Source organism: Ureibacillus manganicus DSM 26584 (assembly GCF_000772945.1).
Classification (GTDB): domain Bacteria; phylum Bacillota; class Bacilli; order Bacillales_A; family Planococcaceae; genus Ureibacillus; species Ureibacillus manganicus.
The window spans coordinates 128,703-146,086 of sequence record NZ_JPVN01000009.1; the positions used below are offsets into that span (position 1 = coordinate 128,703).

Here is a 17,384-nt window from a genome sequence, read left to right on the forward strand (position 1 = left end):
ACATCAATACGAAAAGAAAAGACTGCCAAATAATAGACAGTCTTTCACCTAGACTACTCAGGTAGTGTTAGCACTTCACTTTAAGAATCAATATAGAACTTATACTTTAAAACAACTATTTACTCTTGAATAGCAGCTTCAAGTGCTACGACAATCATATCATTGAAAGTTGTTTGTCTTTCTTCAGATGTCGTTACTTCGCCTGTAATAATGTGATCTGAAACTGTTAATACAGATAATGCCTGACGTCCAAATTTCGCAGCAAGTGTATAAAGTGCAGCAGATTCCATTTCTACAGCTAGAACACCATATTGAGCTAATTTTTCGTTTTGATTTTCGTCTGAATAGAACATATCTGCTGTCATAACGTTACCGACTTTTAAATTAAGACCAGCAGCTACACCTGCATTATAAGCTTTTAACAATAAGTCAAAATCTGCAATTGGTGCATAATCTAATCCATTAAAAATAATCTCGTTCATTTTTGAGTCAGTTGTAGCACCTTGCGCTAAAATAACGTCTCTCACTTTAACGTCCTTTTGAATAGCACCACATGTTCCAACACGAATTAGCTTTTGTACACCATATTCCTGCATTAACTCTGTTATATAAATAGATATTGAAGGTACACCCATTCCTGTTCCTTGTACAGATACGCGTCTTCCTTTGTAAGTACCTGTATATCCGAACATGTTACGAACTTCATTATAAATAGTTACATCTTCTAAAAATGTTTCAGCAATATATTTTGCACGTAATGGATCTCCTGGTAATAAAATAATATCTGCAATTTCACCTTGTTTAGCACTAATATGAATACTCATTATGTCCCTCTTTCTTTTGGAATTTTCTTTTGTTGACATTCATTTAATGTGTTAATTCTAATTGTTTTCTCAAATGAAAGATTTTCTCTCATTTTCCAATATACTTTTTTTTAAGTCATTGTGCAATGCAAAGCCCCTAATTAATATAATACTTACTTTTTTAAGGTGCAATGATCTTTTAATTTTCGTATTTTAGACGATAAATATCCCAAAGTTCATCGAATGCAGAGGTAGATAACATATCATCAGCTTTTGTTTCGATATAGCTTGATATTTCCTCAAAGGAAGTACTTGTTTTTGGAAAGCCATGGTCATCAAAAGCACTCTCTGCAAATCTCGATTTTTGATCTGACCAATCGCCCCCTCTATAAGTCAGTACAAAATGATAAAAACTTTTTCTCATACTAGTATCTCCTTCTAGCTACACGGATTATAATCGGTAATTTTACAAAACTTTCATAAGATGAGCAAGAGGATAAATAAAAAGGTATATCAACTATGTAGATGACATACCTTAAAGTTTAATTTTATTTGTTGAAAATTGATAAATATTCTCCATACCCTTCATCTACCAATTTATCTTTAGGAATAAATCGTAAAGAAGCTGAATTAATACAGTAACGTAAGCCACCTAATTCACGAGGTCCATCAGGAAATACATGCCCTAAATGGGAGTCTGCAGATTTACTTCTTACTTCAACTCTTCTCATGCCATGGGAAGTATCGAATTTTTCCTCAATTTCTTCTTTTACAATCGGTTTTGCGAAACTTGGCCAGCCGCATCCTGCATCAAACTTGTCTTGTGAACTAAATAATGGTTTCCCAGAAACGATGTCCACATAAATTCCTTCTTCAAAATGTTGGTCATATTCATTTTGATAAGGTGGCTCTGTACCGTTTTGTTGAGTTACGTAATATTGCATTTGTGTTAATTGCTTTAATCGCTCTTCTTTATTCATGTTTCTTCCCCCAATGCTGTTCAATAAATGCTGCTCTCCCTGAACCAATATGGTATCGTTCGTAGTGCAAAGGATTTTTTTGATAATATTGTTGATGATAGTCTTCTGCTGGATAGAAGGTTTTTGCTGGAAGTATTTTTACAGCAATCGGCTTTTTAAATTTACCTGACTTTTCTAATCTGTCTTTTGATTCCTCGGCGATTCTTTTTTGCACATCATTATGATAAAAGATAGCAGTTGTATAAGATTCCCCACGATCGTAGAATTGTCCACCAGGATCAGTAGGATCAATAAGCGTCCAATATAATTCAACTAATTTTTCATAAGAATAAATTTCAGGATTAAACGTAATTTGCACAGCTTCTAAATGTCCCGTTGTTTCAGAACAAACTTGTTCATAGGTCGGGTTTTCAATATGTCCACCTGTGTAACCAGATACAACGGACTCAATTCCTTCTGTTTGGTCAAAAGGCTTTACCATACACCAAAAACAACCACCGGCAAATGTTGCAATATCTTTAGTCAAATGTGCTCCCCCCTATTTGTTTGGTACAATGATTTCTAAAATAATTCGGTCATTTCGTAAATCTATTTCCTTAGCGCGTACTTTTGATCCATCCGCGACAGTTAATTGAGATAAATCTACGAATATTTCTTGTTCACTTGGCCGAACTATAACCCATTTCGGAAATTCAATCGTCTCTGCTAAAATAGTTAAAACCATTGATGGCTTAATATCTAACTTTCCTACATATATTTTGGAATATTTTAAATGCAAATTACCATCATCATTCACAATCGGTTCAAAGTCAATTTGGACTGGAAAAACTATACCAAGAGCAATTACTTCACTGAAAATTTGTATTTGGTCATTCATAGATATAGCGATTGGTAATGTTTCAGTATTTAAGGCTTCACGCAAATATTTTAATGCTAGCGCTTCAAAATCTTTGGTTGTCGTTTCAACTAAAAGTACACTACCTTTTGCATCTGTTACAGGTGGAAGTGGTACATCATTTTTCGGTGAAGTCGCCAATATTAGAATGGTAGTAATACCTGCAATGATTGCACCTGCTAGCACAAAGAAGGCGACTTTCCATTTATTCATCCTAATTCACTCCCATATTTTTTACAACAAATAAGCTTTGTTTACGTCATTTAAATCTGTAATGATTTCTAGAATATAACATTGACTACTAATATTATAATTATATGTATAAAACTCTCAACTAATCTCTTAGTATTCCCAAGTTTCTATATTCCATTCCTATCATTCCAAAATTAAACTGGATACAATTATGCAAAAAAGCGCAAATCCTTAAATTGGATCCACGCTAATGTACGACTTATATTAAATTCCACTCATAATATAAAAAATTGTGAAAAAGATCATTACAAAGGCGAACACAATTCCTATAGCAACAGCAATTATATTTGATTTCCAAGTATAACCTTTCATATCCAACTCTGAGACTGAACGATCCACTTTACGATTGTGAATCATTAAACTAATATTTAACATTGTTAGAAATACAAATGTCATAATAATCATTAACTTAAAATCTAGTTGTACAACATTACCTGTATATCCCCTATTGGTGAATGATTGTAGAAAAAGAATACAGCTTAAAACTAGACTCCAAATATAACTTACTTTTCTTTGTTTGTACCATTCTTTTCCCATTTTTTGTTTTTCATATATTGCCACTTTTTCTAAAATAGGAAAAATTGATTTCGTGGAGTCACCCTTTACCAGCCCAAAAACTCCTTGAATTAGCACCAAAATCCCTAGAACTAAGAAAAATTGTGAAAAAGATATTATAAAAAAATTAGTAATTAAAAAATAGAGAATCATTACAAATAATAAAAGTCCATTCAAAACAGCAGTTTGCTTCAATCTCATATTCCTTAAATTTTTTCGATCCATTTTTCCCCTCCATCTATTTCTGATAGTTTTACAAATTGATAGACAATATATTATTAATTCAATAAAAATGTGTACTTTCAATTCGCAGGGTATATAGAGCGGTTGTGTATCATTGCAAACAAAAAAGTGCCAATCTCTTTTTGATAGACTATGGCACTTTTAATATTTTTATTCTGCAAAATAAATGAACCCTAATGCACCGGGGCCTGTATGGGTACTAATAATTGGCGAAGTAAATTTCACTTCTATGTTTTCAAAACCAGAAGTTTTAATTTTTTCGATTAGAGCATTACCCATCGTCTCTAAGCCGTCAGCGTGAGAGATTCCTACTGATTTTACTGTCTTACCTTTTGTATCTTCTAAAAACTGCTCGTACAAATGTTTTACAACTTGTTTGTGACTTCTTGCTTTCGCGACAGGTGTGTAGGCTCCGTCGTCTAAGGTTGCAATTGGTTTAATGTTTAATAACGAACCAATCATACCTGTACCTTTACCAATACGCCCACCTTTTATTAGATTCTCTAACGTATCAACAACTACAAATAACCTTGAATTTTTTCGAACTTCTTCTAATCTACTAACAATTTGTTCAACAGTTGCACCTTCGTCACGCAAACGAATAGCTTCACGAATTTGTATCGCTAACGCAATGGCAATATAACGAGAGTCAACTACTGTCACATCTGAATTAGTCATACTTGCAGCCTGTCTAGCTGATTCCACAGTACCACTCATCGATCCAGTCATATGAATAGATATAATCTGATCACCATTTTTTCCAAGTTCATCGTAAAGCTCTTTAAATTGTCCTGGAGCTGGTTGCGAGCTTTTTGGAAGCGTTTTCGATTCTTTCATCAATTGTAAAAAAGATACTGGTTCGACATCGACACCATCTATATAATTTCGATCACCAATTTGAATCGAAAGTGGTACCACATGAATATTTGATTCTAGTAATTCCTCTTTCGATAAATCACAAGTAGAGTCAGTAACAATATGAATTCGTCCCAATATTACACATCCTTTAATAGCATACTTTATTATAATTATTTTTAATAATCACTGTAAATATGACAAATGTAATTAGATTTGTTAAAAATGCACATATCCACAGTGAAAATTGGATGATTCATGACAATATTAACAAGCAATATGTGACAAATGATAGTATTGATCCCTTTAATATTTCAGTATAGTAACATTATCGGAGGGATTTTCATGAATAAAACTAATGCATTTGACTATAAAAATTTTAAAGAAGAACTTTGGAATGCAATCACACACGGATTAGGTCTCCTTATCAGTATCCCTACATGTGTTGTTCTAATTATACTTAGCGCTCATACAGGTGACCCTGTTCAAGTTGTATCAAATAGCATTTTTGGAGCATCTCTTGTATTGCTATTTTTAATGTCGACTCTTTTACATAGTATGCCTGAAAAATATAAAAAATTGTTTTCTATCTTAGATCATTCTTCCATTTACGTATTAATTGCCGGAACCTATACACCTTTTTTATTAATAGCAATTGGAGGAACGCTAGGAATTGTACTACTTAGCATTGTTTGGGGTATCGCAATTTTTGGTATTATTTTTAAATGTTTATTTATTCATAAATTCGAAACCTTTTCATTGATATTATATATAATGATGGGTTGGCTTATTATTTTTGCTATTAAACCTTTATATGAATTTTTACAGTTTGACGGGTTTACTGTGTTATTAGCTGGAGGCTTATTGTTTACTTTTGGAGCTATTTTTTATATGTGGAGAAAACTACCGTTCAATCATGCAATATGGCATTTATTCGTTATTGCTGGTTGCGGGTGTATGGTCACTTGCGTCATAGTCTACTTAATTTAAAATGATTAAAGGAGTCACGAAACAATTCTTTCGTGACTCCTTTATTATAGATATGGCTACGTTCTTGTTAGCCAAATTAAGATTTAAGTTTATACTTCAACTTTTTCTTTTTCTTCTTGTTCTACTTCTTTTTCCTCTTGCTTTAGTTCAATCGTATTAGCGATTGATCGTTTTCCAGCAAAGTTTTCAATAAGTTCTTTCACATCGATCCCTGATGATGCTTTTAATGTCTCTTGTAAAGTTGACATTAAGTTCGTTGCATAAGAAGTTACGCGATTTGCGCCGCCTCCTTCACCATTACCAGTGTCGACAACAGTGATTTTATCGATGTTTGCAAGAGGACTTGCAACTTCTTTCGCATATTGAGGAAGCATTCTAACTAACATATCAAGGACAGCTGCTTGACCGTATTGTTCAAATGCTTCAGCAATTTTGCGTTTTGCTTCCGCTTCAGCTAGACCTTTTAAGCGAATAATTTCTGCCTCTGTTTCCCCTTGTGCACGTTCAGCATCAGCTTTTGCAAGACCGTCTAAACGAATTTTTTCAGCTTCTGCCTTTGCTCGAGCTTCGATACGGTATTTTTCTGCATCTGCTTGTGCTAATTCTTTCATTTTCTGGGCAGCAGCATTTTGTTCGATTGCATAACGATCAGCATCTGCTTTTTTCTTAACTTCTGAATCATATTGCTTCTCACGACGTAAAATTTCTTTTTCTTCTAACTCAATCTGCTTTTGACGTTCAATAATTTGCACTTGCATTTCTTGTTCTGTTACTTCTTGTTTTGCTCTTGCCGTTTCTAATTCATAGGCTTGGTCGGCACGAGCTTTTGCAATATCTTGTTCACGACGAAATTCTGCTACTTTTAATTGATTTTCTTTTTCCGCTTCGGCTATTTCAGTCGCACGTTGTAATTCAGCTTTTTGAGCTTCTTTTTCCGCTTCGGCTTTTTTAATACGTGTTTCTTTTTCAGCCTCAGCTGTAGCAATATCAGCATCACGTTTCACTTGAGCAATTCTCGGTTTTCCTAATGAATCTAAATAACCATTTTTATCGCGAACATCTTTTATTGTAAATGAAACGATTAGTAGTCCCATTTTCGCTAAATCATGAGATGCGACTCGTTGTACTTCTTGAGAGAATTTGTCACGGTTTTTATAAATTTCTTCTACAGTCATTGAACCTAGGATCGAACGCAAATGACCTTCTAATACTTCTTTTGCTTCGTTTTCACGGTCTGATACTTTCTTTCCTAAAAATTGCTCTGCAGCAGTAGCAATTTCTGAGATTGAACCACCGATTTTAATAATTGCAGTCCCATCTGCCATCACTGGAACACCTTGTTCTGTGTATACTTCTGGTGTTGTTACTTCTAGTTTACTAGATAATAGACTTAAGTATTCAGCTTGTTGGAATACTGGAAATACAAAAGTACCTCCACCACGAATAATTTTTACGCGATTTCCCGATTCGTCTTTATGAACATTTTTAGAACCTAGGAAACTACCTGTTACAATAAGTGCTTCATCTGGACCGACTGTTTTATATCTTGCAATATAAATCCCAATAATTGCTAAGATTACAAACGCAACAATCCCAATAATAACTAACATTTCCATTTGCATAAAATTTCCCCTTTACGGTTTATTTGAATGGCGATTGGTACTTTTTCACATGAAGCGTGCCATCTTTAACCTCAATAATCAGTATTTCATCATTGTAATCGATGGCTTCGTTATCAAATCCAGTTGCACGCTTCGAAATAATACCGGCTGCCGTTTCAATCACTACTTCACCAAATCCATCTTTCGGAATCGGTACAATTACTTTCCCAATTTGGCCTTCTAACGATTGCTCCGTATAAGCTAGTGAGACCTCGGCAGATTTTAGAGGAACAAGGATGAAGAAATAGAGCAAACTACTAAGAATTGCAGATAGCGTACTTGAAATGATTAAAACAAGGAGACTCGACATTGGACTAAACTGTTCTAATAAATAACCACTTGCAGAAGTAATTGTTATAAATGCCAAAATCACTGAAGGATTAAAGAATAAAATCCCATCTACTACTCCGTCTAAAGCATCGGAGAAAAGAATATAAAGAACAGTAATACATCCCGCTACAATTAAAGTAGTTAAATACACTGTTTGTATTTCTATACCGAAGATCAGTTTCACCACCTCCAAACCAGTATTAGCAGTTGTTACCATATATACGGAAACTGGTTACAATAAGTTTCAATATTTTAAAAATTCTTTTAAATAAAAAATACGTCTTACTGTTCGAACCAGTAAGACGCATTTCCTTATCTTCGTTTTATTTCTTATCATATATACAATATTTATAAGTATAACCTTGATTGGTTTCAATAGGTTCGCTACATGAAGTAAGTGTCCAATCATCGCCGTACTGCGGGAAAAATGTGTCACCATTAAATTCATGTTCAATATGTGTGATGTAGAGTCGATCGGCTATTGGTAAAGCTAATTTAAAAATTTCCTCACCACCGATAATCATAATTTCCTCAGCTTCGCAAGCTTTCTCTAACGCTTCGTTTAAGCTTGTGGCAACTTCAACACCATCTTGTTGGTATGCATTATTTCTCGTTACAATAATATTTTTTCTTCCTGGTAATGGTCGACCAATGGATTCAAATGTCTTTCTGCCCATTATCATTGGTTTTCCCATTGTTGTTTCTTTGAAATATTTTAATTCTCCTGGGAGATGCCAAGGCATTTGGTTCTGGTAACCAATAACTCGGTTTATATCATGAGCTACGATAAGTGATATCATTTTTCTTCTCCTAACATTTTTGGCTGTATATTAATAATACAAATTATAAGAAGAAATTCAAAGCATTGAAACGATTGAGCATTTTAAAAAGAAAGTGTTAATACGTACATCTTGTTATTTTGCTAGCTATAGATTAATAGTTTTAATGATTCATCATACCAGGATGATAAGTATTTTCTCTGAATCCACGATTTTTGTATTCATTTTCATAGTAAGGGGTTGGTAATGGTTTCGAAGCGATTCTTGTACGACCATACTTTTCTAAAATCCCGTTAGATGTTATACGTGCTGATTCAATTATAATTGGTAGTCCGCTACCAGGATGGGTTCCCCCACCAACTAACCAACAATTTTGTAATTCTTGAAACTTATTGTGTGGGCGGAAATAGAGCATTTGGGTTAGTTGATGACCGAGATTAAATAAAGCCCCTTTATATACATGAATATCTTCTTCCCAACTTTTTGGCGAAATTATTTTTTCGACTTCAATATAACCTTCAATGTCTTCAATTCCTAATCTTTCTTGTACAATGTTTAACATTAAATTACGGAAGTTCTTTTCTTCCTTATTCCAATCGATTTCACTAAAATTATTTGGAACTGGAGCCATAATGTAAAGGGTTGACTTCCCTTCTGGCGCGACTGTTGGGTCTGTTGCTTTTGCATTCAAAACATAGATGGACGGATCTTCGGATAATATTTTTGAATTTGATATTTCTTCTACATTTTTACGATAATCGGAGGAAAATATAATATTGTGATGTGGTAAATCGAAAGTTCGGTTTAAACCTAGGTAAATAACCATTGCTGAACAAGAATAAGGTTTCTTTTCTAACTTTTCAGGCGAATATTTTTTTAATACACCTGGTTCAACAAGTTTTGTCATGGCATTTGCAAAATCCGCGTTAATGATTGTATCGTCAGCTTCAACATGTTCTCCAGATTCTAAAATAACACCTTTTACTTTCTTTTTATCTAACCAAAGCTTCCTTACGCCACTGTTTAAGAAAATTCTACCACCATTTTCCTCAATGATTTTTGCCATTGCTTTTGTCAACTGATTTAGTCCGCCTTTTATATATTGAACTCCATAAGCATGTTCAATGTAAGAAAGAATTGAAAATGCTCCTGGGCTCTCCCAAGGGGACATTCCTAAATATTTCGCTTGAAATGTAAATGCAAGTTTTAGTTCTTCCTCATTAAAGAATTTAGATAATGTTTCCATTAATGACCGTCCAAATTCTAACTCTGGTAATGCTTTTAAAACTTTCGTTTGCAATAAATCTGTAAACTTATTCATGTCTGACTGCAAAACAGGTCCTAATTTTTCTAATTTCTTCCCTGTTTTATGAAGGTATTGATCGTATCCATCTTCATTTCCAGGAAATAGTTCTCTTATTTGTTTTACCATTTTGTTTCTATCGTGAGTCATAACCATTTTTTTGTTATCAAATACAAGTTGATACATCGGATCAAGATCAGTCACTTCAACATAATCATAAATATTACGCCATGATGCTTCAAAAACTTCTTCTATAATATAGAGCATTTGCAAAAATGTCGGTCCCATATCAAAAGTATATTCACCAAGATGGATTGAACTTGTTCTTCCACCAACATAACTTTGTTTCTCATACACTTGAACTTGGTACCCTTTTGATGAAAGCAGCATAGCAGCTGCCAATCCCCCTGGTCCCGCTCCAATTACTACAATTTTTTTATTTTTCATCATTTTTTCCCCCCAGTAAACCTTTTAAAAGATTATACATACCTTATACAAACATTATACGTTCCGTTAATTGAAAAGCAACTAAAATTTCCAAATTAAACAAAATAATTGTTGGAATTCCTTAAATTTGGGGAAAATACTAAATAAACTGTATAACTTTTTGTCAAAGGCATGTATAATGTATTGTTATAATTAGCTAAGTTGAATATCGAAAACAAATCGAGGTTGATCGAATGTTTAAACAGAACGCAAAAATACAGTATACAATTCAGCAAGTAGCTGAGTTAACTGGATTGTCAAAACAAGTTATACGGAAGTGGGAAGAAAGATATGGACTTATCCAACCTGAAAGATTAGACAACGGGTATCGTGTTTATTCCTATGAAGAAGTGGAATTGTTACAAAGGATGAAAGAATTAACCAATGAAGGGATGACCATTAAACAAGCCATTTCAATTTTGAGTGAAGGAACGAGTCAAAAAAATGTACAACTCTTTTTTGAAGACCAAGGCGATCAGAAGACGAATCCTTATACAAAACATTTAATTAACCAACTGTTAGAAGAAGGCTCAAAAGGGAACGAAGCAAATGTTCTAACACTTTTAAAAACCGCACATCATTCTCTGAGCATGAACGAACTCATTGAGGATTGTATCGTACCTTTTCTGAAAGAAATTGGTGATCGTTGGTCTTCTGGGGAATGGAGTGAATACCAAGAAGCGATTTCAAGTCAAACGGTACGGGACTTTTTAGCAAGTTTAAGACGTGACTATCAAGTTAAAGAAAATGCTCCGATTATACTTGGTAGTTGTTTGCCTAATGAACGTCATGAAATTCCAGTCCACATCTTATTGTTACAGTTTTTATTACTTGGTTATAGTCCGATTATGTTAGGGCCATCCCCAGCACCTACTGCTATTCAATCGACAGTTGAACTGAAAAGTCCTAAAATAGTATTATTATCGGCGATAACGACAAATCCTTTTAAAGATAATTTCAAGATGATTAAAGAGCTTGATCGATTTGCATCAATTCATCCAAATACAAAATTTTATTTAGGTGGTGAAGGTGCACTTCAAGCTTTAAAAAATCATCCACTAAAAAATATACACCTTGTCAAAGATGTACAGGATATTATGAGGGATCTAAATAAGAACAATGTTTCTACAGACTGAAAGATTTGAAACACTGAATTTATTTCAATATATTTTAAACTTTGTATCCGTTTTTGATCACAAGCATAGATAAAGCGTATTTAAACACACGACATATTTAAAATTAAGCGCTATTGCACATAATTGTGAATATGTCGTGTGTCAAATCCGTTTGGAAATAAATATTGCATTAAAAAAAGTGACTTTTATTGAAAGTCACTTTATTTTTTATACAGCAACAGGTGCTTTAATTGTTGGATGTGGATTGTATCCTTCCATTGTTAAGTCACTTAATTCTATATCAAAAATTGATTTCTTTTCTGGGTTAATAACAAGCTTCGGCAATTCGCGTGGTTCCCGTGACAGTTGTTCATTCACTTGATCTAAATGATTTAAATAAATATGAGCATCACCAAAGCTGTGAACGAAATCACCAACTTCTAAACCGCATTCATGTGCAATTAAATGAGTTAACAGCGCATAGGAAGCAATATTAAATGGAACGCCAAGAAAAACATCTGCACTGCGTTGGTATAGCTGGCAAGATAGTTTGCCATCTGTTACATAGAATTGGAAAAGTGTATGGCAAGGTGGTAAAGCCATGTCATCTACTTCAGCAGGATTCCACGCAGAGACTATTAGTCTTCTTGAATCAGGATTCGTTTTTATCATATCAATGACTTTTTTTAATTGATCAACGGTTTCTCCCTTTTCGGAAGGCCAAGAACGCCATTGTTTCCCGTATACAGGTCCTAAATTACCAAATTTTGCAGCAAACTCATCATCTGTTAATACTTTTTCTGTAAATACTTTCATTTGTTCATCTAAGGTTTTTGCAAACTCCTCATCACTTGCTGCACGCAAACCAAAATTCGTCATATCTGGACCATCGTATTCATCAGATTTTATCCATTTATCAAAGGCCCATTCATCCCAAATGTGATTATTATTTTGTAATAGATAACGAATGTTTGTATCCCCTTTTATAAACCATAGCAATTCACTAGCTACTAATAATTTAAAAGGAACACGTTTTGTTGTTAGTAAAGGAAATCCTTTGTTTAAGTCAAATCGCATTTGATAGCCAAAAACACTAATTGTACCAGTTCCAGTTCGATCTTCTTTTTTAACTCCATTGTCTAAAATGTGCGTTAGTAAATTCAAATATGCCATTTCGGGATGAGTCATAATATCACTCCTAGTAAAATTTTCTACTTTTATATATATTCTAATTTTATAGAATGAAAAAATAAATGCTCATCTATGTACATAAGATGAGCAATCACGCTTCTACTAATTGACGATGTACAAAACAATTACGTCCATTTTCTTTTACAATATAGAGCAAATCGTCTGCTTTTCGAATGCTAGTTTTAATTTCAAATGAATTTTGTATGACTGTCGTACATGCTCCCACACTAACTGTTACATATGGTTCAATATGGGAAGAACTATGATCTATTTTTAGGTCTTTTACATTATTAATAATCTCTTGGCAAATTTGGTTGGCGCATTCTTCTGAATGGTTTATGAGTAATAGTGTAAACTCTTCTCCACCCCATCTTGAGGCAAAGCAGCCATATTTGTAAGAGAGATCATACAATTGATGTCCTATTCTAGCTAAGACATTATCACCTTCTGTATGTCCATACGTATCATTATACAACTTAAAACAGTCTACATCTACCATAATTGCTGTAAATAAAAAAGACTCATGATTCGCTTTTTTTTCTAAGTGTAAAACATACTGGTCAAAAGCTCTCCGATTAAACAAATTGGTTAAAGGATCTAAATTCGCTTGTAACTCTAATTTCCGATTTGCTTCCCTTAACTTCCTAGTTAAATCACGAGTAATATGAGCTTCTTTAATAAGTTCTGATTGAAAGTTCAATGAGCGATGAAAGGAATAATAAAACGAACGCGAGATAAAAAAAGTAATAGGAATTAGTGAAAGAATGTACACTACTTGTTGCTTGAATAATTCAGTATCATAATTTTGAATATAAAGTCCCAATAAAATTGTAAAACTTGAAATTAGCATAGAAATAATCAGCTGGTGAACGCGTAACACAATTACTGAACATGTAATACAAAGGGTTAATGTATAAATCATTAGCTGATTATAAAATCCATGATCACTAATTGTAATTAGTGATCCTAGAAATGTAAGTGTGACAACATAAAAACTAATAAAAAGATCTACTCTTTTTGTATTTTGCTCTGAAATCCTAATTTTTTTAATATCTGTTATAAAGTAAACAAAAATATTGAATAGTATCAAAAGAGTATATACAATCATTTGGAAGGAAAACGTCCAAATATTTATAAGCATCGTTTCTTTTGAAATGAATGACATAGTAACTAATAAAAACACTATGATAATGGTAGAAACTTTGCTAATTAAACTGATTTTTTGTATATTATGCTTTAGGATTTCAAGCTTCGTTAAACTTTTTTCATCAAGAAAATCACTCACCTTAACTTACCTCATTTCCCTATAGCCATCATAATATTTTGTTTTCATACATATAACATTATAAAACTCCTAATCTAACTATCTTAACTTTACAATAAGTAACAAAGAAAATAAACACTTTTTTACTATTTTATAGTAAATTATTCACTCCTTCGTATTAGATTACAAGGAATATTGGACTTCAAACAACATGGTACAAAAGAACTATACTGTACATAAACGCAGAGAATAAGGACAAAATAAAAAAGCTACAATCCCAAATAAATTTTTGTGGGAGTTGTAGCTTAAATATTTTATGACAACCATTTTGGTGGTGTATTTTTTGACCAATATATATCTCCAACATTGTGATGGGCTACAAATTGATCATCATTTGTGTGGTAATGGAAATTATAATAGTACCCTTCTTGCGGTCTTTTCTCAGTTCTCACATGAAATCGAATTAAATCTTTTCCAGATATTCCATCTGAAAGATTAAAAATTTTTTCACTATAATTGCCGCTCGGTTGTTCTGTTATTTTTATGTATTTCAGAGATTCAGAATCTACAGATGCAAGTTTCCCTTCAATTACTTCCTCAATTTTCGGGAAAATATAACTTTCAAACTCATTTCCAATGACTGGAGCTATTCTTGAGCCAAATTTAACATATGATTTCTCTTTCGCTTGACTAACGATTGTTTCAATATAAGATTCATCGTTGGAATCTGAATGATAATTATCATGTTCGACAATACTATGATCGTTAACTGAATTATTAGGAATTTCACTTTTCGAATCAGCAGATTGATCGTGATCTAAGAGTTCCCAGATTTCATGACTTGGTGATATAATACCAAAAGTAATGAATGCAACGAAAATGACGATAATCTTTTGTAACCATTTCTTCATATACATTACCTCGAGTCTTAAAAATTTCAAAAATTCTACTTATTATTACGATTATAGCATTAAAAGGTTTCATCTTTCAGTATTTCATTGTAAAATAATAGTTGTAAATACAATTGTTTTTTTAAAGGGAGGTCCACTTCTATGGAAATGTATGAAATAGCAGCAGGTTTTGGTTTTGTTTTATTAATTGCTTACTTAACTTCATTATGCTTTACATCTAATAGCTAATTATTGAACTCATAAATTATTTTTTTAAAGCAATTAGACAAGGGGTGCCCGAATATTCGAGCACCCCTTTAGTATTCCTGAGTATTTCTTATAAATAAATTAAGTCTCAACCCTATCATCAGGGGAATTTTATATGAAAAGTCTTTACCGCGGTAAAATCCCACTAAAACGCTCTCTAACTTAAGCAATGCAAACCCAACCTACTTTTGCATCCTTGCAAGCCTTTACTTGCTCCAGTATGAATAAGTGTCTTCAAAAACATTAGCGAAACGCCAAATTTATTTATTGCTACTCAAAAATAGCACCTACTTACTGTAACATGCTTTTATAAAAAAATCTATCGAATTCTATTTTCAATGGTTATATATTTCATTCCAAATCATAAAATTTATCATAATCCACACTACATGATAAAGGAGAATAATAGAATGTATAATGTTACTTTTTATGAAAACAAAGCTTTAATTATGAGTAAGTTAACAACAACAGTTCCTTCAGAGAACGAAAATATTCAGATAAAAGGAAGAAAAGGAACTGTAGTCAAAGTAGATCGAATTAATGAAAAACATGTCCACGTTCATATTCAATTAGAAAAGGTAGTAAAAAAATCCGCAATACTAGAGCCTAATAAGAAAAGAAAATAATTCGTGGATTTAATATTTTTCTATAATGCCATAATGGAATTTTGAAGTAAGACGAATATCTCGTTTAAAGCTAAATTGATCGAAATAAGATGATTTGTAATGAGCTTTTAATACGACCCTTTTCCTAGCAACTCTTACCGCTTCTTCGACCCATTGTCTTGTCAACAGATAGTGACTCCCTGCATCGCGGAGTGGTTCAAAATTATTTGATTCTTCTATTATTTCTTCAAACATAGGATCCATATAGACTATATCAATTGACTCATTCGAAAGCTTACTTAAGAAATCTACAGCTTCTGCACAGATTACTTCAATATCTCTCATACTCGATGTTAAAGGAAGTTCTGAAAAATCATAGCTTTGCATTCCTTGTTTTACGATAAACGCAACATTTTGATTTGCCTCAAGACCAATTACTTTTCCCTTTTTTCCAACGACATAAGCTGCAACGATGGCATCAGAGCCAAGGCCTAACGTACAATCTAAATATGAATCGCCTGGTAATAGTTTACAAGCTTCTAAAAAAGGATCGGATTCTCCTCTTGCAATACGTTTAAGTCGGAAAGCAGCAGAATTCGGGTGAAAAAAGAACGCATTTTTGGCGCCAACAGGATAATATTCATATCGGTTTTTACCTGCAACAATAATATTAGCGTTCAGTAGCTCACTAATTTTTGCTACTGAACGCTTTTTTCTTTGCACAAAAGGAAGTTCAAGTTCCTCACATGCAAATTGTGCAAGTCTAAGTGATTCGTCATCTGGTCTTCCCGCTGTTGTGACAACTGTTACTTCGTGCATGTTTGTTTTAATACACCAGCAAGATGGTCTCGAATTTGTTCAACAGGGTGATTTTCAATTTGGTCACGTGGGATAAAGTATTCTAATTGACCATCTTTTAAAATAGCTATTGATGGTGAGCTGGGTGGCACTTCTTCAAAGAAACCGCGCATTGCTTCAGTTGCTTCACGATCTTGTCCAGCAAATACCGTTACTAAATGATCCGGTTTCACTTCTTCTATAGCCTCACGAACAGCAGGTCTAGCTAATCCAGCAGCACAACCACATACTGAGTTAATTACCACTAAAGAAACTCCATTAGCTGTAGCCATAAATTCATTTACATCTTCCGGAGTTGTTAATTCAGTGAAACCAACATTCACTAACTCCTGACGCATTGGTTGAACAATACCCTTCATGTATTCATCGTAAGCGTTCATATTATCTACCTCTTTCATTGTTATTAGCATAAAAATTATATCAATGTTTCTCAATGTTGTACAAAAATAGGATTTTGAATGGATGTAAACTTGAAAAAATAAATAAAATTTAAAATTCTTTAAAGGAAAATTCAATTATATAACTAATTATTATACTATCAAGTTTTTAAGGAGTTTAAGAGTAATGGAAAAACGACATGACATTCTATTTAACCAATTAAAAAGTTATCGTGAGTATGTATTATTTTTACTAGAAGATATTTCGGAATCATCTGCAGATATTATACCTATAGGTTTTAATAACAATGTTCGTTGGAATGCAGGACATATTTATTTAGATCAATTTTTATGGATTGAGTTTTTAACTAAAGAAAAAACCCAAGTTCCTGATGAATTTCGAACTTGGTTTGGCTATGGAACATCGCCACTTAATTTTACGAAAGAAACACCATCTTTAGAAGAACTAAAGAAATTACTGAAATCCCAACCAGATCAAATAAAAGAATTATATGGTCACAGACTTGAAGAAGAATTCCCTACTACCGAAATGGGCATGTTTACAATTGAACAAGTTTTAATTCGTACAATTTTCCATGAAGGTATGCATTTGCAAACAATAATTGACATTAAGAAATTATTGAAACAATAAAATGCCACCATCTTTTAATTGTTTTCAATAAAT

20 protein-coding genes are annotated in these 17,384 nt (G+C 33.0%); 4 read left to right on the top strand and 16 right to left on the bottom strand.

Features of this window, described 5'->3' with window-relative positions; translation table 11 throughout:
* Window positions 1-119 precede the first annotated feature (119 nt).
* The 7 genes from deoD to CD29_RS09120 form a co-directional block, all read right to left on the bottom strand.
* Window positions 120-824, bottom strand: coding sequence for a purine-nucleoside phosphorylase (gene deoD, locus CD29_RS09090; protein ID WP_036185660.1), 705 nt, complete (start codon window positions 822-824; stop codon window positions 120-122).
* A 178-nt stretch (window positions 825-1,002) separates the two neighbouring features.
* A complete protein-coding gene (locus tag CD29_RS09095; protein WP_036185662.1) occupies window positions 1,003-1,227 on the bottom strand; it encodes a YozE family protein in 225 nt (74 codons plus the stop codon).
* A gap of 124 nt (window positions 1,228-1,351) precedes the next feature.
* Window positions 1,352-1,783: a peptide-methionine (R)-S-oxide reductase MsrB gene (msrB, locus tag CD29_RS09100; RefSeq protein ID WP_036185664.1), complete on the bottom strand. Its 432-nt coding sequence runs from the start codon at window positions 1,781-1,783 to the stop codon at window positions 1,352-1,354.
* Window positions 1,776-2,309, bottom strand: coding sequence for a peptide-methionine (S)-S-oxide reductase MsrA (msrA, locus tag CD29_RS09105; protein WP_036185667.1), 534 nt, complete (start codon window positions 2,307-2,309; stop codon window positions 1,776-1,778). Before msrA ends, msrB begins: the two co-directional genes overlap by 8 nt.
* Window positions 2,310-2,321: 12 nt before the next feature.
* Window positions 2,322-2,891: a YpmS family protein gene (locus tag CD29_RS09110; protein WP_036185670.1), complete on the bottom strand. Its 570-nt coding sequence runs from the start codon at window positions 2,889-2,891 to the stop codon at window positions 2,322-2,324.
* A 243-nt stretch (window positions 2,892-3,134) separates the two neighbouring features.
* Window positions 3,135-3,491 (bottom strand): hypothetical protein, encoded by a 357-nt coding sequence (locus tag CD29_RS20595; RefSeq protein WP_211277454.1) that lies wholly within the window; start codon window positions 3,489-3,491, stop codon window positions 3,135-3,137.
* Window positions 3,492-3,878: 387 nt separating this feature from the next.
* The gene (locus CD29_RS09120; RefSeq protein ID WP_036185676.1) at window positions 3,879-4,721 is read right to left on the bottom strand and encodes a DegV family protein; all 843 of its coding nucleotides are present in this window, start codon (window positions 4,719-4,721) and stop codon (window positions 3,879-3,881) included.
* Between the two features lie 207 nt (window positions 4,722-4,928).
* On the opposite strand from CD29_RS09120, the gene trhA reads away from it, so the two are divergent.
* Window positions 4,929-5,573, top strand: a complete 645-nt coding sequence (gene trhA / locus CD29_RS09125; protein WP_036185679.1) for a PAQR family membrane homeostasis protein TrhA — start codon at window positions 4,929-4,931, stop codon at window positions 5,571-5,573.
* An 89-nt stretch (window positions 5,574-5,662) separates the two neighbouring features.
* Here the strand turns inward: trhA and CD29_RS09130 are convergent, their stop codons facing one another.
* The 4 genes from CD29_RS09130 to CD29_RS09145 all read right to left on the bottom strand — a co-directional run bounded on the left by CD29_RS09130 (window position 5,663) and on the right by CD29_RS09145 (window position 10,093).
* Entirely contained in the window at window positions 5,663-7,195 is a 1,533-nt protein-coding gene (locus CD29_RS09130; RefSeq protein ID WP_036185681.1) for a flotillin family protein, read from the bottom strand.
* A gap of 19 nt (window positions 7,196-7,214) precedes the next feature.
* Window positions 7,215-7,781, bottom strand: coding sequence for a hypothetical protein (locus tag CD29_RS09135; RefSeq protein WP_197061748.1), 567 nt, complete (start codon window positions 7,779-7,781; stop codon window positions 7,215-7,217).
* A 106-nt stretch (window positions 7,782-7,887) separates the two neighbouring features.
* Window positions 7,888-8,364, bottom strand: a complete 477-nt coding sequence (folA, locus tag CD29_RS09140) for a type 3 dihydrofolate reductase (protein ID WP_036185682.1) — start codon at window positions 8,362-8,364, stop codon at window positions 7,888-7,890.
* A gap of 142 nt (window positions 8,365-8,506) precedes the next feature.
* Window positions 8,507-10,093 (bottom strand): phytoene desaturase family protein, encoded by a 1,587-nt coding sequence (locus CD29_RS09145; RefSeq protein WP_408056615.1) that lies wholly within the window; start codon window positions 10,091-10,093, stop codon window positions 8,507-8,509.
* Between the two features lie 233 nt (window positions 10,094-10,326).
* Here CD29_RS09145 and CD29_RS09150 point away from each other — a divergent pair, with 233 nt between their 5' ends.
* Window positions 10,327-11,268: a MerR family transcriptional regulator gene (locus CD29_RS09150; protein WP_036185683.1), complete on the top strand. Its 942-nt coding sequence runs from the start codon at window positions 10,327-10,329 to the stop codon at window positions 11,266-11,268.
* A 207-nt stretch (window positions 11,269-11,475) separates the two neighbouring features.
* Here CD29_RS09150 and CD29_RS09155 read toward each other — a convergent pair whose 3' ends face one another.
* From CD29_RS09155 to CD29_RS09165, 3 genes are all read right to left on the bottom strand, one after another.
* Entirely contained in the window at window positions 11,476-12,435 is a 960-nt protein-coding gene (locus CD29_RS09155; protein WP_036185684.1) for a thymidylate synthase, read from the bottom strand.
* 94 nt (window positions 12,436-12,529) lie between these two features.
* Window positions 12,530-13,723 (bottom strand): GGDEF domain-containing protein, encoded by a 1,194-nt coding sequence (locus tag CD29_RS19675; RefSeq protein WP_052124088.1) that lies wholly within the window; start codon window positions 13,721-13,723, stop codon window positions 12,530-12,532.
* Window positions 13,724-14,016: 293 nt separating this feature from the next.
* On the bottom strand, window positions 14,017-14,613 hold the full coding sequence (locus tag CD29_RS09165) for a YpjP family protein (protein ID WP_036185685.1): 597 nt from the start codon (window positions 14,611-14,613) through the stop codon (window positions 14,017-14,019).
* 656 nt (window positions 14,614-15,269) lie between these two features.
* Here CD29_RS09165 and CD29_RS09170 point away from each other — a divergent pair.
* Window positions 15,270-15,485 (top strand): hypothetical protein, encoded by a 216-nt coding sequence (locus CD29_RS09170; RefSeq protein ID WP_036185688.1) that lies wholly within the window; start codon window positions 15,270-15,272, stop codon window positions 15,483-15,485.
* A gap of 9 nt (window positions 15,486-15,494) precedes the next feature.
* Here CD29_RS09170 and CD29_RS09175 read toward each other — a convergent pair whose 3' ends face one another.
* Together CD29_RS09175 and CD29_RS09180 are read right to left on the bottom strand one after the other, a co-directional pair.
* Window positions 15,495-16,283 (bottom strand): class I SAM-dependent methyltransferase, encoded by a 789-nt coding sequence (locus tag CD29_RS09175; protein ID WP_036185690.1) that lies wholly within the window; start codon window positions 16,281-16,283, stop codon window positions 15,495-15,497.
* Entirely contained in the window at window positions 16,271-16,702 is a 432-nt protein-coding gene (locus CD29_RS09180; RefSeq protein WP_036185693.1) for a BrxA/BrxB family bacilliredoxin, read from the bottom strand. The genes CD29_RS09175 and CD29_RS09180 overlap by 13 nt, the downstream gene beginning before the upstream one ends.
* Before the next feature lie 184 nt (window positions 16,703-16,886).
* Between CD29_RS09180 and CD29_RS09185 the strand changes: the two genes are divergently transcribed.
* Entirely contained in the window at window positions 16,887-17,351 is a 465-nt protein-coding gene (locus tag CD29_RS09185) for a DinB family protein (protein ID WP_036185696.1), read from the top strand.
* Window positions 17,352-17,384 lie beyond the last annotated feature (33 nt).